This is a genomic window from Parapedobacter composti (assembly GCF_900112315.1).
GTDB lineage: Bacteria > Bacteroidota > Bacteroidia > Sphingobacteriales > Sphingobacteriaceae > Parapedobacter > Parapedobacter composti.
The window spans coordinates 149,027-166,994 of the sequence record NZ_FOLL01000005.1; the positions used below are offsets into that span (position 1 = coordinate 149,027).

The window sequence follows — 17,968 nt, forward strand, 5'->3', positions numbered from 1 at the left end:
ATCAGTAACTCGTCACGTTTTATTTTCTGTGTTTTACAAATGGCTAACAAAGGTAGTCCAGACATATACAACGGTTCTATACCAAATTTGCGGAGTATTGTAGGATATTAGCGATCTGCTTTACTTCGGACTGAGGCTTCCGCTATTCGCTGCTCGCTATGAGTCCAATATGAGTCCGATATAAATCCAATATAGGTCCGATTTTTGTGGTAAAAAACCAGACTTCTTTTTGATACTTAATGGGTTATGTTCTGATTCACATATAAGCAAATATAAATGGGGAAAAAGCAAAGATATATTATCATCCAAATAACTTTCAACAATGGCAATACAAGGGCGAAACGGCAAAATAAAGGGTAAAATCAACAACATCGTTTACCGCAGCTACCGCGATAAGCAAGTGCTGCAAATCCTTCCGGACCGCGTGCGGCAGACCTACGCTACCAAGCTCGCTGCACTCGAGTTTGGGCTGGCCAGCATTCAGGCAAAAATACTGCGCCGTATCTTGTGTAATTTTGTCGGCGAATACGATGGAAAAATGGCCGTACGGCTGAATGCAGCGGTACTGGAATGCCTGCGTACTTCGCAGCGGGAAGTGGGTGAACGGACGCTTCATGATGCCGATTTAGGGGGACTGAAAGGATTCCAGTTCAACGCCAACGCGCCGATTGAACGGTTGGTAAAGGTGAGGCCGTCGATCGACCTAGCACCAAATGGCCAAATCCGGATTGCGCTGCCCCGGTTCAATGTGATGAGCGACTTGGTTTACCCGAAGGAGCCGCAGCGGTTTGTTCCCTGCTTTTTCATTACGGTGGCCGCTTTCAACTTCTTTGAGGAATCGCTCCATATCATTGACTACGCGTCTTTTGAGTTCACGGGCGACAACCAGGAGGCAGAAATCGACTGGTTATGCAGCAGACAGCTGCCGAAGGGCAGCATGGTGTTTATCACGCTTGCGCTGAGTTATGTGCATACCAACTGGGTCGGGCAGCGCCAAGTTACCAAAGACAGCGCGTTTTCGCCGTCCATCATACTGGATGCGTTCCATGTTACCGACGCAATGGCTTCCAAAGGGGCTGAAGATGGCCTCGAAACACCGAAAGAAGCCATGCCGTGCGATGATATATTCACCCGCAAGTTACGGGAAATCGCCTACTTCAAGAAAAAATATGCCAAGAACGCCCGATAGTATCTGGCGAGTTAACGTCGCATAGCCGCCAGACCCGTCCCCACCAGCGATATCACCAGTGTACCTATCACGATGATCATATTGGCATGCAGCGGGTACCGGAGATATCCATAATGTTCGGGGATGAGATAAGAAAACGTCATCCACAGGATGGCCAGCACCCCGGCTATCACCGCGATAGCGGCATCACCGCCTCTTGCCTTTTTGCTGATGATGCCCAGCAGAAACAAACCGAGCATGCCGCCTGCAAAAATGCCGGAAAGCTGCCACCAGGCATCAAGCACGCTTTTGATGCCAATCATCGCTACCCCGGCGAACATTCCCATGATGCCGAAAACGGCGGTGGCGGTATACAACAGCCGCAACTGTCCCTTTGCACTGAGGCGTGGATTAACGTACCGCTTGTAAATGTCCTCCAGAAAAACCGTGGCCGAGGCATTCATGCCGGAACTGATGGTACTCATCGCGGCGGACAGCAGGGCCGATACGATGAGTCCGACCAAACCTGCCGGTATCTGGGTGACCATAAAATGCGGCATCACTTTGTCGCCGTAATCTTCGGGCTTCAGCGTTGCTGCCAACTCCACGATTTCCTCCTGCGTGGCCGATGCGCCCAGTTGTTCAGACGCCGCTTGCAATTTTACAGGCTCTATCAAATCGGGATTCATCCCGTAATAAGCAAACAGGCAAGTACCGATGACGAAAAAAAGCAAGGAGGCCGGCACATATATCAGTACGCAGAGCCACACCGATTTGCTGGCTTCTTTGACTGAAGAGGCGGTATGATAACGCTGCACGTAGTTCTGATCCATGCCGAAGTTATTCAGGTTGATGAAGAACCCGTACAGCAGGACAACCCAAAACGTGGATGACGAGAGATCCAGCGACAACCCACCCAGGCTGAATTTGCCGTTTACATTCGCTATTTCGATGATTTCAGGTATGCCGCCGGGCATATTATTCACCACAAGGTATACAATCAATACGGCTCCCAGCGTTTTGATGACCCCTTGCACCACCTCCGTCCAGATGACCGCCTCGATGCCGCCCATTACGGTGTAGATGATGATGCAGATACCCGTAACGACCATGATGGTTTCCATTGAATAGCCCGTAAGCGCCTGCAGACTCAGCGCTATCCCGAAAAATATGGAACCCATGCGGGCGAGTTGCGTGAGCAGGAAACAGATGACGGCATAGCTCCTAGCCCAGGGACCGAACCGTTTCTCCAGGTTGGTGTAGGCCGACACCTCTCCTGTAGCACGGTAGAAGGGCACGAAGTACTTTACAGCCACCCACGCCGCCAACGGCATGGAGATACTGAAGACGAAGGCGTTCCAGTTGCTGCCGAAAGCCTTTCCAGGAACGCCCAGAAATGTATTGCTGCTCAGAAACGTGGCATATATCGACAGTCCAATGGCCCACCCCGGAATAAGTCCGGATGCCTTGGTGAACTGTTCGGCGTCTTTGTTCCGCCGTGAAAACCACACGCCCACCAGGACCATTGCCAGCAGGTAGCTCAGAATCACGGCGATATCAAACAAGGGAAGTTGTTTCATCAAGGCTCATCTATTGGTTTCCGCGCTCGGCTACAAATATAAGGGGCGGAACAATACAAAGTTGCGCTAAACGGCCACCGCATTATTGAAATTTATTGCCTTTTTATTATACAATCTTATCATTTGCTTGGATATGAGTATAGCATTGCTTACCTTAGTTTTCTCAGTGATTATAAACCATCTGCCCGTTTCAAATGAGCGGAGAAAAAACAAATGATAAGCGTCATGAAACCATTGTTTCACAAAGTACCTACCCAAATGCAGTCGTCATTCAGCGTACGGCACGATGTGCAGGAAAACTTCGGTTCGCTGTGGCATTATCACCCGGAGCTCGAACTGCACCACGTAATACGGGGCCGGGGCGTCCGGTTCATCGGTGATAATATCGGCAACTTTTCGGAAGGGGAAGTATTGCTACTGGGTAGCAACCTACCGCATATGTGGCGGTGTAATGAAGAGTATTACCAAAACAACCCTGAACGGAAAGTGGAAGCCATCGTCATCCATTTTCTCCCTGATTGCCTGGGCAGGGACTTTTTGAGCCTTCCCGAAACTTACCTGATACCCAAACTGCTTGAACAGGCGAGGAAGGGCATGAAATTTTCCGGAAGGAGCCGGGAAAAATTGATAGAACTGATGCACAGGGCCATGACTGCAACGTATATCGACCGATTAATTATCTTGCTGAACATTCTTAAAACCGCTTCCGAAACGGATGAATACGTTCCTATCGCTTCAGCACATGCGTTCTACAAATCAAATGAAATGGACGCCGCACGTTTCAACCGGGTCTGCACATACACCTTGAGCAATTACAAAAAGGTTATCACGCTGGAAGACATCGCCTCGGTGGCTAACCTCAGTGTCACCTCGTTCTGCCGGTATTTCAAGCTGATGACCAAGAAGACCTATTATGATTTCCTCATTGAAATCCGCATCAGCCATGCCTGCAGGCTGTTGGTGGAGGATCTGCTGCCCACGGAAGTCATCTGTTTTGAATGCGGTTTTAACAATGTGTCCAACTTTTACCGGCATTTCAAAAAAGTATCCGGCATGACACCGCTGGAATACAAAAAGCGCTACCTGCAAAACAACGTGCTGGCTGCAAGTTAGGCGTGCATAGTCGTTTTAGCGGTTGACCCACCGTATCACGACGGACTTCCGGCAATTAGGTATCGATCTTCGCGTATTTAGCGTTGCGTTCTATGAATTCCCGACGGGGAGCCACTTCATCTCCCATCAGCATGGAGAATATGCGATCGCATTCAGCCGCGTTTTCAATGGTCACCTGACGCAGCGTACGTGTTTCAGGATTCATGGTGGTATCCCATAGCTGTTCTGCGTTCATTTCACCGAGTCCTTTGTAGCGCTGTACATGCACACTATCTTCCTTACCGGCTCCTTTAAGCCGCTGAATAGCCGCGTCGCGCTGGTCGTCGTTCCACGCGTATTCCTGTTCCTTCCCTTTCTTAACGAGGTACAGCGGCGGCGTGGCGATATAGACATGACCGTTTTCTATCAATTCCTTCATGTACCGGAAGTAGAAGGTCAGGATGAGCGTGGTAATGTGTGAACCGTCCACGTCGGCGTCCGTCATAATGATGATGCGGTGATAGCGGAGCTTGCTGAGGTTTAACGCTTTGGCGTCATCCTCAGTACCTATGCTTACCCCCAGGGCGGTAAACATATTCTTGATTTCCTCATTTTCGTAGATCTTATGCTCCATGGCCTTTTCCACGTTGAGGATTTTGCCTCGGAGCGGCAGGATGGCCTGGAATTCGCGGTCACGCCCCTGCTTGGCTGTACCTCCCGCGGAGTCTCCCTCCACGAGGTATATTTCGCATTTCGACGGGTCGCTATTGGAACAATCGGCCAGCTTTCCGGGCAGTCCGCTACCGCCCATCACGTTTTTGCGCTGTACCATCTCGCGTGCTTTGCGTGCTGCGGCACGGGCTTGCGCCGCGATGATGACTTTTTGCACAATGGCCTTGGCCTCTTTGGGATTTTCTTCGAGGTAGTTAGCCAGGATTTCACCCACGGCCATGTCTACCGCCCCCATCACTTCGTTATTGCCGAGTTTGGTTTTGGTCTGCCCCTCAAACTGAGGCTCAGCTACCTTAACCGAAATCACCGCGGTAAGCCCTTCACGGAAGTCATCGCCCGTGATCTCCACCTTGAGGTTTTTGGTTAGTCCGGATTTGTCCGCGTACGCCTTCAGTGTGCGGGTAAGGCCGCGCCGGAAACCGGCGACATGTGTCCCCCCTTCGTGGGTATTGATATTATTAACGTAAGAATGTACGTTTTCCGAATAAGTATCGTTATACTGCAGTGCAAGCTCCACCGGGATACCCTGTTTGATGCCTTCTACGTAGATAGGGTCCGGAATCAAGGGCTGCCGTGTGCCATCGAGAAACTTCACGAATTCTTTAAGGCCGCCTTCAGAATAGAAAACGTCTTTCAGGAAGGCGCCGTCTTCCTGCTCTTCTCGCTCGTCTACCAGTGTGAGCCGGACACCCTTGTTCAGGAATGCTAACTCACGCAGGCGGCTGGCCAGGGTATCGTAATTGTATACGGTGGTCGTGGTGAATATCTCGGGATCGGGATGAAACGTCACCTTGGTACCCGTGCGCTCACTCTCGCCAACGGTTTTCACTTCGTATTGCGGTTTACCTTTATGGTATTCCTGCATAAACACTTTCCCTTCGCGATGCACCTCAGCGATAAGCACTGTCGACAGCGCATTGACGCAGGACACGCCCACACCATGCAGACCGCCTGATACCTTGTAAGTGTCTTTATCGAATTTCCCTCCAGCATGGAGTACGGTCATGACCAATTCAAGGGCAGACTTATTCTCTTTTTTGTTGATACCGGTAGGGATACCCCGTCCATTATCTGCTACCGTGATGGAATTGTCTCTATGAATGGTAACGAGGATATCATCGCAATAACCGGCTACCGCTTCGTCAATGGAGTTGTCTACCACCTCATACACCAGGTGATGGAGCCCTTTGACGCCTGTATCACCGATATACATGGAAGGCCGTTTACGAACGGCCTCCAATCCTTCTAACACCTGTATGTTATCTGCAGAATAAGTTGATTGCTTCTTGTTTTCTTCGCTCATTATCGTTTTTGAATTCGGTGCCCAAAGATACGAAAAAAGCAGGAGAAATGAAATAGGTCAGGGAAATGTGGGATTTTTATAGTAGGTTTGCCCTTTGAATGAAAAAACGATCAGGAAAAGAAATGAACAACGCATTCGCAACAATTGCTAAAGCTGGTATATGTGCGTTGCTGGCCGCCACGGTGGTGTCTTGCAACAACCAAGGGACCAAACCGGCCGCCACGGTGGCAACAGCAGACTCCGCACAGGCCCAGGTGGAAAAAATTGTCTTTGTAAACATCGACACCTTACTTGAAAAGTACGAATATTTCAAAGATGTGCGGACAAAATTGGAAGAAAAGGCAAAAAAAGCCCAAGCTGATCTGCAATCGCGGAGCAATGCGTTCCAGCGCGAGGTAGCCGACTACCAGCAAAAAGCGCCCACCATGAGCGCGGCCGACCGCCAAAGCACTGAAGAGCGCCTTGCACGTAAACAAGATGAACTTGCACGTCATAACCAAAACGCCAGTGCTTCGTTTGCGCAGGAGGAAGCCTCTGAAAATGAAAAACTTTATTCGAGGATAACGGACTACCTGAAAAAGCATGCGAAAGAAAACGGCTACAAACTGGTGCTTACCTATTCAGCGGCTAATCCGGGCGTGTTGTATGCCGATGAAAGCCTGGAAATTACCACCGAGGTACTTACTGCACTGAATGCCGCTTACGCAACCGAAAAGAAAAAGTAAATACCTATTGCACGATATCAAACAAGGCTGCCTTAGGGCGGCCTTTGTTTTTTAGAATCAACTGCCATATTTTCAGCCGCCCTCAACGAAGGTTCGCCTGGCATGAAGTTGGCTATCCCTGTTGCGTGGTTTATTGCTGAATTTTTGTCAGTAATACCAAACAATAGTTGTGTTTCTTTGCTTTTAACTTTGGTTCCAATCGATTGGCAGAACTGTTAGTTGACAAAATTTACCATAAAAAAGTTATGAAAGTAGCACTTATCGGCACCTACAAGCCTCGCCAATGCGGTATCGGCTCTTTTTCCAAAGATCTGTTTGATGCGGTTACAGCTTCCAACGTCATCGACGCCAAAGGGAGTTTCGTTGTAGCTATTACGGATCCGGGCAGTACCTATGAATATCCGCCCGAAGTGCAGTGCATTATTAATCAGGACGACCACGATACTTACCTCGAAGCGGCCGAATTCATCAATCGGAGCGGAGTAGATGCCTGCGTCGTCCAACATGAATATGGCATTTTCGGAGGCCAAAACGGCGTATATATTCTATCCCTGCTGCACAGCCTCGAGGTGCCGGTTATCAGCACTTTCCACACCGTACTCAAGAAACCTTCGTACAATGAGCTGTTTATCCTGAAGGAGATCGCCAAGATTGCACAACGGGTAGTCGTGATGGCCGACAAGGCCGTGGAGCTGCTCCAACAGATATATGAGGTGCCGCTGGAGAAAATCGACATGATCCCCCACGGTGTGCCCGATATCCGCTACGAGCGGATGGAGGTGCGCAATGAATTGGGGCTCGCTGACAGGAAAGTATTGCTTACATTCGGTTTCATCGGCAGAAACAAGGGGATTGAAACGGTTCTCTCGGCGTTACCTGAGGTTGCGGAAAAGCACCCCGATGTACTGTATATTATATTGGGCAAAACCCATCCGAACGTCATTAAGCACTCTGGCGAAGAGTACCGACTGTTCCTGCACCGCATGGTGAAGAAGCTGGGGCTGCAGGACAATGTGATGTTCCTCAACCGCTATGCTTCACAGCAGGAGCTTTTCAAGTACCTCAGCGCTTCCGATATTTACCTCACTCCCTATCTCAACGAGGTGCAGATCACCAGCGGCACCCTGTCGTATGCTGTGGGCGTAGGCGCCCCGGTCATCTCCACCCCTTATTGGCACGCCGCCGAATTGCTTGCGGGAGGGCGGGGCATGCTGTTTGGGTTCAACGACAGCCGACAGCTTTCGGGAATGCTTCTCGACCTGTTCAACCATCCCGAAAAACTGGGCGTTATGCGTGCTGAAGCCAAGCAATACGGCGAAGCGGTTACCTGGCCCAAAATCGGTGAGCGGTATGCATCGCTGCTCCAACAGGTAGTTGAGCGGGCCTCGCTTAATCCCGTCAAGCCGGATCCGGCATTCGACCGGAGCATTCTGCCGCCTTTGAAACTTGACCACCTGGAACGGCTTACCGACAGTACGGGCATCTTCCAGCATGCCACCTATGGTATTCCGAATTATCACGAAGGGTATTGCCTGGACGACAATGCCCGTGCGTTACTGATGACGTTAATGGCCTACCGGAGAACTAAAAATGAGATTGCGCTCCGGTATATTCCCACTTATTTAGCCTACATCCACTACGCGCAGAACGACGATGGCACATTCCGCAATTTCATGAGCTTCAACCGTAATTTCCTCGACAAAGTGGGGTCCGAGGATGCTTTTGGACGGGCGATATGGGCTATCGGATATGCTATGGCCCACGCTCCCAAAGACGCGTATTTCCAGGTGGCCCGATCCGTATTCTTCAAGGCGGTGCCGCAGTTTGAACGGCTGCAGTCGATACGGGCTATTGCCAACACGATTTTCGGGCTTTACCACTACCTGAAGAGCAACCCGTCTGATGATGGAATGATGGAGCTTACCCGCAAACTCGCTGTGCGGCTGCACCGGGAATATCAAGCATACCGGCGTGCTGACTGGCATTGGTTCGAGTCATTGCTTGCCTATGACAACGCGTTATTGCCCTTGGCTATGCTGCGTGCAGGCGAATTGCTTAACGATGAGACGTTTTTACAGGTGGGCTTCGAAAGCATGGCCTTTCTTGAAAAGCACACCATGCGCAAGGGTCACCTTAGCTTGGTAGGCAATGAGGGCTGGTTCAAACAGGATGGCCTTCCCGCCCGATTCGATCAGCAACCGGTAGACGCTATGGCTACCGTGCTGCTCTTCCTCCAGGCGTATAACCTCACGGGTGATCCGTACTACCTGCAACTGGTGTATACGGCATTCATGTGGTTCCTTGGCGAAAACGATCTGCGCTTAAGCCTTTACGACTTTGAAACGGGAGGTTGCTGTGACGGACTGGAAAAAGACGGCGTGAACCGCAATCAGGGTGCCGAAAGCACGCTTGCTTACCTCATCGCTTACCTCGCCGTGCAGCAAACGTTTGAAAAACCTGTTGAACGCTCCGCTAAAACCGTAGTCTATGAAGATAGCCATATTAGCGCCGATAGCCTGGCGGACGCCGCCTCGTAAATACGGGCCATGGGAGCAGGTGGCTTCGACGTTAACAGAGGGACTGGTACAGCGGGGCTTCGACGTCACGCTGTTTGCCACGGCAGATTCCATCACGCGGGGCAGACTCAGGCACCATGCACCGAGGGGATATGCCGAAGACCCTGCCCTGGATCCGAAAGTGGAGGAATGCCTGCACATAAGTTTACTGATGGAAGAAGCAGGGGCGTATGACCTTATTCACAATCATTTTGATTTCCTACCCCTTACCTATTCCCGGTTGGTTGACACGCCCATGATGACTACCATACATGGCTTTTCGTCGCCTAAAATTATCCCGGTGTACCGGAAATACAACAGCCATGTTGCGTACGTATCCATCAGCGACGCGGATCGGTCGCCAGAGCTGAACTATATTGCCACGGTATACAATGGCATTGATACCGCGTTATTTCCTTTTGTGAATAAACCGGACGACTACTTGCTGTATTTCGGGCGGATACACCCCGAAAAGGGTGCTCATTTGGCTATTGATGTTGCGAAAAAGGCCGGGAGGCGACTTATCATAGCCGGCCTGGTGCAGGATGAGCAGTATTTCTCGACAGCGGTATTGCCCCATGTGGATGGCACCCAGATTAAATACGTGGGGAACGTGGGGCCTGAAGCCCGTGCGGAGCTGCTCGGCGGGGCGGAGGCCTTACTTCACTTAATCGGATTTGATGAGCCGTTCGGGTTAAGCGTAGCGGAAGCCATGATGTGCGGCACGCCGGTTATCGCCATCAACCGGGGCTCGATGCCTGAGCTCATCATCCATGGCAAAACGGGCTTCCTGGTCGCCAACGCAGAGGAAGCCGTGGCAGCGGTTGCCGATATACCGCGCCTGAACCGGCCTGACTGCTCCCAATGGGCGCGGGCCAAGTTTTCCCAGGAAGCGATGGTTACGCGTTATATACAGATTTACGAGCAACTACTGGACCGTTGAAACAGTGTGGCTGCTGAGCAGCTGCGCCAACAGTTCCTTCAAGTTGATCACCGCATAGGTAGACGCATAATCAGACATCGCATACGGGATAACGAGCTGACCCTCATGGATATATCCTCCGCATGAATATACCACATTGGGCACGTACCCTTCACGCTCCTTCCGGTTGGGCGTGAGCAGGGGCTGCTTTAAACGGCCGATTTCGCGTTCAGGGTTTTCAAGGTCGAGCAGCGATGCACCCAGTACATATTCACGCATGGGCCCTACGCCATGAGTAAGAACCAACCAACCCGCTTCTGTCTCCAGCGGTGAACCGCAATTACCCATCTGTATCAATTCCCAGGGTTCCCTGGGTGTCTGAATCAGTTTCGCTTCGCGCCATACATTCACCGTATCGGAATAAGCGATGTAATTGTTAACACCGTCGATGCGGCACAGCATCGCATATTTTCCATTAATCTTACGCGGAAACAAGGCCATTCCCTTATTCTGCGCAATATAACCATGCATGGGCAATACCTGGAAATGGCGAAAATCTTTCGTCATCAACAGCTTGGGCAGGATGGATATCCCGTCATACGCCGTATACGTGGCGTAGTACGTTACGCTTCCCTTGTCGCCAACAAACCGGACGAACCGGGCATCCTCAATACCGTTCTTCTCCGTATCAGCGATGGGAAAAATAACCCGTTCGCAAACCGAAGTATCGGCAGAAAAGGTCATTTCATAATGCGACGAGGCCAGCCATTTCACCTCCTGCAGGAACGCCAGGTTTTCCTGGCGGGGCTCAAGCTTAATCTGCACCTCCTTCAACGCATGCTTCAGTTCCTCATATGTAAACGTATCGTTCAATTGTTCACTGATGATTTCATACGCCTCATCGTTGCGATAACCGCTGTCGCTCCACATTTCCCGTAATTTCCGGAGAAAAGATTTCTTGTGATAGGTATGGTTCTTTACGTGTTCGGGAACTTCCAGCATTTTGCCCGGCGGCTCCACGTCGATATCCATATTCGCATCCAGCACTCCCTGCCGGAACACAATGGACGAAATATGCCCCTCTCCTGTAGCCCTGAAGCTGAGGATGACCCGCTTCTGTCCGCGGGCGAGCGCGGTTTGATCGGGATGCTCGATGATGGAAGGATTAAAGAAAGCCGCCGCTTCAATGGAATATTCCATGGTAAAATAGGAGCCGATGAGCAGCTTCAAGTGTTCGGGCAGCTCGGCATGTTCGATTTCCATCTGCTCCATTATCGGGGTAATCCGTTCAAAGTGCTTAGCAAATATCCGCTGTATGCTTCGGTGCCGTTTGGAATATTTGCGCAGCACCTGATTGAACACCTCATGCTGCGTGTGATCAGGAAGGGCCATTACGGCCATTATCAATCGTTTCGCCCGCTCATCTCCGGTATATAGAAACCTAGCAATCACCCTGCTGGAGTCCGGCTCAAATATCTTATCTTTTCTGACTACTGTTATTGGCATCTATTCAAACTAAATGAAAGCACTCCGCTCTTTTAAGGCAAAAGAAGTATTTTTATTAGAAAAAATAGCACAAAAGCCAAGTTTTTTTTAGACATTCGATTATGATTCGGTTGCTGGCAACAAAGGCATTGAACGGCTTCGATTGGATTGACCTGTCAGCCCCCACAGACGAAGAAATCAAGCAGGTGGCCGGGCAATATGCACTGCATGAAGCGTCTATTAAAGACAGCATGCAACCCGATCATCTACCTAAATATGAGCTGTTTGACAATTACACGTTTATCATCTTCCGGTTAATGGCTCCGGACGCTGCGCACGAGGCCGATACCATTCAGGAACTGACCAACAAACTATCCGTATTCTTCACCAAGGAATACCTGATTACCGTTCACCGGAAGGAACATCCCCTTGTTGAACAGGTTAAAATAAAGCGTATAGACAACGGCAAATGCGACTCTACGCTTAATCTGCTGAACGCCTTGATCCGGGAGTCGTTACTGACGTTCGAACAGCCGGGCATCAAACTTTCGGAAACCCTCGATTATTACGAGGAACGGGTATTCCTCCGGCAGCAAAAATCACCCATACTCCGTGGGTTGTATTTCGTGAAACGAAAAATAGACGTTATCCGGAAGCTGATGTTACTGTCGTTCGAAATTGTGGACAATATCGACTCCGCCGAGCAAAGCAACGCATACACCCGTGACCTCCGCGATTTGTATGTCCGCACCCAGACATTGTTCGACAGCTTATCAGAAAACACCGCTCAACTGCTTTCCGTCTACTTCTCCCTGGCTTCACAACGTACCAATGAAACCATGCGGGTGCTGACGATTTTTTCCGTGTTCTTCATGCCGCTTACCTTCGTTGCCGGCATCTATGGGATGAATTTCGAGCATATGCCTGAGCTGGCCTGGCCATATGGTTATCCGGCTGTAATGGCGCTTATGATAGCCATTTCTGCAGCCATTTATTTCTGGTTCAAACGTAAAGGGTGGCTGTGACCGCTATTTTTTGGGCACCGTAGCCACAAAATCCTTCAGATAATACGGCTCAAAATAGGCAACGTCTTGGAATTTCCCCTGCAAAAATGTTTCATAGGCGAAGCGGCTCATGTGCCTTGCGGAGTTTTTGAATCCGGGAACGACCTGTACGTGCGCTTTGCCGACAAACAGTTGCTCAAATTTATCCGCACCGCTGCCAAACAGGATGATTCGCTCGCTTCCGGTTATCCCGTTGAACGAATGCTCATCGATGATGTTAGCTGACGGCGGGGCAATACAATGCAACCGATGGTCAAAAATCGCTGAATAGACCTCCATCCTGCGGGCATCCACCATAGGACACAGCCGAGTGTCCGCATCGATGTTTTCTTCCTGCAACGCCACAAACCCTTCCGCCATGCCCCTGAGGGTATCCAGCGCAATAAGAGGCAAACCGGCAGCATAACAAAGCCCTTTTGCTGTGGAAACCCCAATGCGCAGCCCGGTATATGATCCGGGCCCCTTACTGACGGCTACGGCCGCGAGATCGGTGAATGACAGCCCGCAGGCTTGCAGCACATCGGATATCAACAGGGTGAGCTGCGACGCATGTACATTGGGTTCATCGAGCTCGCGGTATTCCATCGTAACGCCATTCTCTGACAATGCCACGGCGCATACCTGCGTCGCGGTCTCGATTTGGAGGATATATTGACTGGCCATGATATATGGGTGCGAAGTTAGTGATTTTTTTTGGTGGTGGTGGGTGGTCGGTGATGGGGGGTGGGTGGTGGGTGATGGGTGGTCGGTGATGGGTGATCGGTGATCGGTGGTCAGCGATGGGTGGTCGGTGATCGGTGATGACTATGGCACAGGGTCGTGGCCATGGCCGCCCCAGGGATGGCAACGGGCTATCCGCTTAACTGCCAGCCAGCCGCCCCGGAACGGCCCGTGCCGCCGGATGGCTTCGACGGCATACTGGGAACAAGTGGGGGTGTAACGGCAGGAAGCGCCGAGCATGGGCGACAGCAAAAGCTGATAAGCCCGGATAATCACCAGGAAAAAACCGCTGATCAAGGGTTTTATGATACGCTCCCAGATAAACCGGACTGGCCTCATGGATTCTCTCGCTGCAATTTCTTCATTACCTCAGCCATCTGCCTGTACATATGCCCGTAATCGGGCTTGCCGTCACCCACATACTGGATAGCCAACGCCAACCCGTAGGGATGTTTTTCGAGCGCCGGAAACAGCAGCCCGTTTTTCTGAAGACGGTAAGCCTCCCGCATACGCCTTTTCAAGCGGTTGCGTTGTACGGCATGCGGAAAACGGCGTTTAGCGGCAGATAGTAATACCTGCACCTTGGGATTTAATCCGTCGACACGGAGGAAAGTAACGCGGTAAGGATATATAAAAAAAGAAGAACCATGGTGGAAGAGGCGTTCAATCAACCGCTTACTACACAACCGTTCTTCTTTGGGGAATCTATGTCTTTCCATCATCGATGACATATCCGAAACCGGTTGAAGGCTCCGGACGCAAGCAGTCACCGGCAATGCAACTTTAGGCTTTATGACGGCCTTCGTCCGATACAGATAGGCGCTTCCGGCCTTTTGCACGCCTGGCAGCCAATACGCGACGGCCGTTGGCGGTGCTCATGCGCTCCCTAAACCCATGCTTATTCCTTCTTTTCCGTAGCGAGGGCTGAAATGTTCTCTTCATGACGCTTAATATCTTATGTAAAAACTTCCGAAAATGAGAGCGCAAATGTACGGGATAAAAGTATAAATATCAAATTTATCGACGATAATTTTCCTATACTGACCTTAACGGCCGGCGCTTTACCGGCTTAGGTGAACTTAATTTTATGCAAATCATTGAATGTGTGTTATATTCGTGGCGTGATGAAATGGATGCTTTGCTGTATAGTCATTTTCGGCCTGCTGCCCGCCGGTGCCCGGTGTTTTCCGGCAGATAGCACGCTGTACCGCATATATGACGCACAGCAACAACGGGAAATCACCTTGCCGGAATTGGTTACTGCCCTGGGCGGCGCCGACGTGGTGTTCTTTGGCGAAGAACACAATGATTCAGCAGCCCATGTATTGCAATATGCGTTATTGCAGGCGCTGGATGAGCACTATGACGGGTTGGCCTTGTCTATGGAAATGTTCGTGAGTGATGACCAATTGGTCTTGGACGAATACCTGACCGGCCTCATTACGGAACGCAATTTCCGTAACGATGCCACATTATGGCCCAACTATAACGATTACCGGCCCATGATAGAATACGCCAAAACAAGGGGGATAGCCGTACTGGCCGCAAACGCACCGAGCCGCTACACTAACCGGGTAACCCGAGAAGGCTTGGAAAGCCTGAAATTGTTGGATAAGGCTGCAAGGGCTTTGCTTGCCCCGCTGCCCATTGATACGCTTACCGGGCCTTATTACCGCAAGTTCAGCGAACTGATGGGTGGCCACGTGGGGATGAGCGGCCTGAACATTTACCAAAGCCAGAACCTGTGGGATGCGACCATGGCCTATCGCATCAGCAGATTAGCCAAAAGAAAAAAGGTGAGGAAAATCCTGCACCTTAACGGCCGCTTTCACAGCGATGAAAAGCTGGGAACGGTGGCGCACCTACGGACATACGCGCCCCGGCTCACCGTTGCCAATATATCCTGTTTTCCCTACAACGGGCCTGGGCAACCCGACTGGAACACGTTCAGCCACTTGGGCGATTTCATTATCCTGACGGTGCCTCGACAGCCTTAGCCCTGAACGCCCGGGAGCGCGCCCCCCTTCAGTCAACGTCGGGAAGCATCAAAAAAGGCGCCTTGCGGCGCCTCTGCTAAACGATTATTGCTTAGCCCGTAACAAGTCTCTGATTTCAGTAAGCAGCACTTCTTCCTTGGTCGGAGCCGGCGGTGCCGCGGGGGCTGCCTCCTCCTTACGTTTCAGGGAATTTATCCCCTTGATCATTAAGAAAATGAAAAACGCTACGATGAGGAACTGAATCACCACATTGATGAAATTACCATATCTAATAGCCACCTCCGCTATACCGGCAGCCTCATCACCGGGTTCGATAACATATTTCATCTCGGCAAAATCAACCCCTCCGGTTAAATAACCGATCGGCGGCATGATGACATCGTCTACCAACGAGGTAACAATCCTACCGAATGCCCCGCCGATGATTACACCGACAGCAAGGTCAACCACGCTTCCGCGCATGGCGAATTCCTTGAACTCTTTGAAAAATCCCATAAATAAACGGTTAAGTAATGAATTAATTTTTCCTATCCCTAAATTGATAATTTTCCATATTTATACAAATTTTTTTTCAAAAGATTTCCCAGCCTGATTGGGGCCAAGACGGCCGGGAACACTATTAACCGCAACGAACACATTTTTACAATATTTTATTAATTTTAATCTGTGTGTATCATAATCCATAAATAAATTTATATTTGTATGATTGCATATGGCGTTGCTAAGGCAACATTATAAACACTATCTATTGACATGATGCCTACTTGGCAAGATTAGTTTACATGACAGAGGTATTGATAGCTGACGATCACGGAATCGTGAGACTTGGCACGTCTATCGTGATAAAGGAGGCATTGCCCTTAGCCAACATCACCCAGGCCGGAGATGTTGACGAACTCATCAGATTTTTGTCTGAGAAGCAGTATGACTTATTGCTGCTGGATATCAATATGCCGGGCGGCAATAATATCACAATGGTTGAGAAAGTTCTGGCTGTCCAGCCCGGCATCAAGATACTGGTATTTTCCTCTTATGACGAAACGCTGTATGCACTGCGCTACCTGCAGGCCGGCGCTTCAGGCTATTTAAGTAAAAACGCATCGAAGACTGAACTGAAAAATGCCATCCTCGCCGTAGTACAACGCGGTAAGTACATGAGTCCGGAAATACAAGAGCTGTATTACCACACGCTGACGATGGGCAAATCGTTTATTGCGGCCGACAATCCCCTCAATAAGCTTTCCAACCGGGAGGTTGACGTTGCCAAATACCTAGTGCAGGGTATGGGCATACAGGACGTATCCAAAACACTTAATCTCAGTACATCCACGGTAAGCACTTACAAAACCCGTATTTTTGAAAAACTCCAGGTGAACAATCTCGTGGAGCTGATAGAAAAATTCCGTTTATATTCCGGATCCTGAACCTTATCCCTGCAATTTATCAATGGTCATTACCGGTATGTCGCGCACGTTGGGGAGCGACAGTTCCTTTTTTCCGCTATATGCATAGCCGGCTGTTTCATCGAGCTCCCATAGCATCGGTTTGAGGAAGCCGACCGCCGTCTGATAACCCTGCACCACCGCAGCGAAGTTGCCGGTGTCTTTTGAATTCCTGGCCTCGTTCTCAATTTCGTACGGCCCGCGGAATCCTTTTTCATTGAGCAGGTCGATGAAGGCGCGCCAATCCATACTATCGGTACCCCCGAAGCCCGGCAACATCGCTTCGTAATGATGCCTATCCCAGTCGTTGAGGGGCGTATCGACATCGGCTTTTGCGGCCAGGTTCTCATCCACAGCTTGCATCGGATACATACCTCCCCAATCTACCCGGGCCCTGGTTTTCAGGTTACGGGTGGCTTTCACATGAATGCGGTGTATGCGTGAAATATCGCTTTGGGCTATGACATCGATGGGGTCGGTATGCTGCCAAACATCATGAGACGGATCGTATATTTCCCCGTGCGCCTTACTCGGGATAAGCGCATACATGAGCTTACGCGCGGCTAAAACACCTGGCAGGTTGTTGTACGTCGTGGCATAGGAGGCCGGTCTCCATCCCTCCATGGGACAATTTTCATACAAAATGGTGACGCCTAACCCTTCGGCATACCTGATAATGGGTTCGAAAACGCGCCGGTATTCATCCAGGTTCTTCTGGAACCCTCCTTCTTCTGCTCCCAATTCATGATTGTAGCCGACAAACGTTCCCACTTTCACATCGTTGGCATCTCCCCCTAAAAGGTACGCTATGCGGATGAGCTTGAGCAGGTGGTTCTGGTTTTTGATCCGATCTGCCGGGTCGCCCCCGATTATGTTCTCAAATGCTCCCAGCGACAGTCCGAGGCCGGCATCATTGAAATGGCTTAACAATTGTTTGGCTGTATCTGGCGTAAACCGATCATAATCAAGGTGCGTGGCCGTATGGTCCTTACGGGTGCCGTCCCGCCTGAAAACGCATAGATCGATCCCTTGGGCACCGATCTTTTGGGTGACGGCAATAAGGTCCGCTAAGGCGGATTTATCGAATGCGGAGCTCATTACCCATATAGGGTTATTTCGTTTACGGGTCATCCCGCGATGATACGAAAATTACCCTATATCGTCAAGCGCTGTGTGGCGGTCC

Annotated in this window: 17 protein-coding genes; 8 read left to right on the forward strand and 9 right to left on the reverse strand. The window is 50.4% G+C overall.

Going from position 1 to position 17,968, the window contains the following annotated elements:
• The first annotated feature begins 322 nt into the window (after positions 1-322).
• On the forward strand, positions 323-1,189 hold the full coding sequence (locus BM030_RS07745) for a hypothetical protein (RefSeq protein WP_090972909.1): 867 nt from the start codon (positions 323-325) through the stop codon (positions 1,187-1,189).
• Between the two features lie 11 nt (positions 1,190-1,200).
• Here the strand turns inward: BM030_RS07745 and BM030_RS07750 are convergent, their stop codons facing one another.
• Positions 1,201-2,748: a sodium:solute symporter family protein gene (locus BM030_RS07750; RefSeq protein WP_090972911.1), complete on the reverse strand. Its 1,548-nt coding sequence runs from the start codon at positions 2,746-2,748 to the stop codon at positions 1,201-1,203.
• A 225-nt stretch (positions 2,749-2,973) separates the two neighbouring features.
• Between BM030_RS07750 and BM030_RS07755 the strand changes: the two genes are divergently transcribed.
• Positions 2,974-3,861: an AraC family transcriptional regulator gene (locus BM030_RS07755; RefSeq protein ID WP_090973053.1), complete on the forward strand. Its 888-nt coding sequence runs from the start codon at positions 2,974-2,976 to the stop codon at positions 3,859-3,861.
• Positions 3,862-3,916: 55 nt separating this feature from the next.
• Here BM030_RS07755 and gyrB read toward each other — a convergent pair whose 3' ends face one another.
• Positions 3,917-5,875 carry a DNA topoisomerase (ATP-hydrolyzing) subunit B gene (gene gyrB, locus BM030_RS07760; RefSeq protein ID WP_090972913.1) on the reverse strand — a complete coding sequence of 653 codons (1,959 nt, stop codon included), beginning with the start codon at positions 5,873-5,875 and terminating at the stop codon, positions 3,917-3,919.
• A gap of 122 nt (positions 5,876-5,997) precedes the next feature.
• Here gyrB and BM030_RS07765 point away from each other — a divergent pair, with 122 nt between their 5' ends.
• From BM030_RS07765 to BM030_RS07775, 3 genes are all read left to right on the forward strand, one after another.
• A complete protein-coding gene (locus BM030_RS07765) occupies positions 5,998-6,600 on the forward strand; it encodes an OmpH/Skp family outer membrane protein (protein WP_090973055.1) in 603 nt (200 codons plus the stop codon).
• A 245-nt stretch (positions 6,601-6,845) separates the two neighbouring features.
• Positions 6,846-9,137, forward strand: coding sequence for a glycosyltransferase family 4 protein (locus tag BM030_RS07770; RefSeq protein WP_090973057.1), 2,292 nt, complete (start codon positions 6,846-6,848; stop codon positions 9,135-9,137).
• Positions 9,088-10,098, forward strand: a complete 1,011-nt coding sequence (locus BM030_RS07775) for a glycosyltransferase family 4 protein (RefSeq protein WP_090972915.1) — start codon at positions 9,088-9,090, stop codon at positions 10,096-10,098. Before BM030_RS07770 ends, BM030_RS07775 begins: the two co-directional genes overlap by 50 nt.
• On the opposite strand, the gene BM030_RS07780 is transcribed toward BM030_RS07775, so the two are convergent.
• Complete coding sequence (locus BM030_RS07780; RefSeq protein ID WP_090972917.1) at positions 10,084-11,583, reverse strand: glycoside hydrolase family 130 protein; 1,500 nt, start codon at positions 11,581-11,583, stop codon at positions 10,084-10,086. The two genes, BM030_RS07775 and BM030_RS07780, sit on opposite strands and share 15 nt — an antisense overlap.
• A gap of 101 nt (positions 11,584-11,684) precedes the next feature.
• Here BM030_RS07780 and BM030_RS07785 point away from each other — a divergent pair, with 101 nt between their 5' ends.
• On the forward strand, positions 11,685-12,587 hold the full coding sequence (locus BM030_RS07785; protein ID WP_090972919.1) for a magnesium transporter CorA family protein: 903 nt from the start codon (positions 11,685-11,687) through the stop codon (positions 12,585-12,587).
• 3 nt (positions 12,588-12,590) lie between these two features.
• On the opposite strand, the gene tsaB is transcribed toward BM030_RS07785, so the two are convergent.
• From tsaB to rpmH, 4 genes are all read right to left on the reverse strand, one after another.
• A complete protein-coding gene (tsaB, locus tag BM030_RS07790; protein WP_090972921.1) occupies positions 12,591-13,289 on the reverse strand; it encodes a tRNA (adenosine(37)-N6)-threonylcarbamoyltransferase complex dimerization subunit type 1 TsaB in 699 nt (232 codons plus the stop codon).
• 141 nt (positions 13,290-13,430) lie between these two features.
• On the reverse strand, positions 13,431-13,685 hold the full coding sequence (gene yidD, locus BM030_RS07795) for a membrane protein insertion efficiency factor YidD (protein ID WP_090972923.1): 255 nt from the start codon (positions 13,683-13,685) through the stop codon (positions 13,431-13,433).
• A complete protein-coding gene (locus BM030_RS07800; protein WP_170845658.1) occupies positions 13,682-14,068 on the reverse strand; it encodes a ribonuclease P protein component in 387 nt (128 codons plus the stop codon). The genes yidD and BM030_RS07800 overlap by 4 nt, the downstream gene beginning before the upstream one ends.
• A gap of 61 nt (positions 14,069-14,129) precedes the next feature.
• The gene (rpmH, locus tag BM030_RS07805; RefSeq protein ID WP_090972928.1) at positions 14,130-14,288 is read right to left on the reverse strand and encodes a 50S ribosomal protein L34; all 159 of its coding nucleotides are present in this window, start codon (positions 14,286-14,288) and stop codon (positions 14,130-14,132) included.
• A 182-nt stretch (positions 14,289-14,470) separates the two neighbouring features.
• Between rpmH and BM030_RS07810 the strand changes: the two genes are divergently transcribed.
• Positions 14,471-15,343: a ChaN family lipoprotein gene (locus BM030_RS07810; protein WP_090972930.1), complete on the forward strand. Its 873-nt coding sequence runs from the start codon at positions 14,471-14,473 to the stop codon at positions 15,341-15,343.
• 84 nt (positions 15,344-15,427) lie between these two features.
• On the opposite strand, the gene mscL is transcribed toward BM030_RS07810, so the two are convergent.
• On the reverse strand, positions 15,428-15,838 hold the full coding sequence (gene mscL / locus BM030_RS07815; protein ID WP_090972932.1) for a large-conductance mechanosensitive channel protein MscL: 411 nt from the start codon (positions 15,836-15,838) through the stop codon (positions 15,428-15,430).
• A 287-nt stretch (positions 15,839-16,125) separates the two neighbouring features.
• Between mscL and BM030_RS07820 the strand changes: the two genes are divergently transcribed.
• Positions 16,126-16,767, forward strand: coding sequence for a response regulator (locus tag BM030_RS07820; RefSeq protein WP_090972934.1), 642 nt, complete (start codon positions 16,126-16,128; stop codon positions 16,765-16,767).
• Between the two features lie 3 nt (positions 16,768-16,770).
• Here the strand turns inward: BM030_RS07820 and BM030_RS07825 are convergent, their stop codons facing one another.
• Entirely contained in the window at positions 16,771-17,883 is a 1,113-nt protein-coding gene (locus BM030_RS07825; protein WP_244518783.1) for a sugar phosphate isomerase/epimerase family protein, read from the reverse strand.
• Positions 17,884-17,968: the final 85 nt, after the last annotated feature.

What these genes read in the sequence shown, in the direction of transcription:
- BM030_RS07825 (WP_244518783.1), bottom strand. Translation starts at nt 17,883, where the DNA reads ATGAGCTCCGCATTCGATAAATCCGCCTTAGCGGACCTTATTGCCGTC.
- yidD (WP_090972923.1), bottom strand. Translation starts at nt 13,685, where the DNA reads ATGAGGCCAGTCCGGTTTATCTGGGAGCGTATCATAAAACCCTTGATC.
- BM030_RS07755 (WP_090973053.1), top strand. Translation starts at nt 2,974, where the DNA reads ATGAAACCATTGTTTCACAAAGTACCTACCCAAATGCAGTCGTCATTC.
- tsaB (WP_090972921.1), bottom strand. Translation starts at nt 13,289, where the DNA reads ATGGCCAGTCAATATATCCTCCAAATCGAGACCGCGACGCAGGTATGC.
- mscL (WP_090972932.1), bottom strand. Translation starts at nt 15,838, where the DNA reads ATGGGATTTTTCAAAGAGTTCAAGGAATTCGCCATGCGCGGAAGCGTG.
- BM030_RS07750 (WP_090972911.1), bottom strand. Translation starts at nt 2,748, where the DNA reads ATGAAACAACTTCCCTTGTTTGATATCGCCGTGATTCTGAGCTACCTG.
- BM030_RS07800 (WP_170845658.1), bottom strand. Translation starts at nt 14,068, where the DNA reads ATGATGGAAAGACATAGATTCCCCAAAGAAGAACGGTTGTGTAGTAAG.
- BM030_RS07780 (WP_090972917.1), bottom strand. Translation starts at nt 11,583, where the DNA reads ATGCCAATAACAGTAGTCAGAAAAGATAAGATATTTGAGCCGGACTCC.
- BM030_RS07745 (WP_090972909.1), top strand. Translation starts at nt 323, where the DNA reads ATGGCAATACAAGGGCGAAACGGCAAAATAAAGGGTAAAATCAACAAC.
- BM030_RS07820 (WP_090972934.1), top strand. Translation starts at nt 16,126, where the DNA reads ATGACAGAGGTATTGATAGCTGACGATCACGGAATCGTGAGACTTGGC.
- BM030_RS07810 (WP_090972930.1), top strand. Translation starts at nt 14,471, where the DNA reads ATGAAATGGATGCTTTGCTGTATAGTCATTTTCGGCCTGCTGCCCGCC.
- BM030_RS07775 (WP_090972915.1), top strand. Translation starts at nt 9,088, where the DNA reads ATGAAGATAGCCATATTAGCGCCGATAGCCTGGCGGACGCCGCCTCGT.
- gyrB (WP_090972913.1), bottom strand. Translation starts at nt 5,875, where the DNA reads ATGAGCGAAGAAAACAAGAAGCAATCAACTTATTCTGCAGATAACATA.
- BM030_RS07785 (WP_090972919.1), top strand. Translation starts at nt 11,685, where the DNA reads ATGATTCGGTTGCTGGCAACAAAGGCATTGAACGGCTTCGATTGGATT.
- BM030_RS07765 (WP_090973055.1), top strand. Translation starts at nt 5,998, where the DNA reads ATGAACAACGCATTCGCAACAATTGCTAAAGCTGGTATATGTGCGTTG.
- BM030_RS07770 (WP_090973057.1), top strand. Translation starts at nt 6,846, where the DNA reads ATGAAAGTAGCACTTATCGGCACCTACAAGCCTCGCCAATGCGGTATC.
- rpmH (WP_090972928.1), bottom strand. Translation starts at nt 14,288, where the DNA reads ATGAAGAGAACATTTCAGCCCTCGCTACGGAAAAGAAGGAATAAGCAT.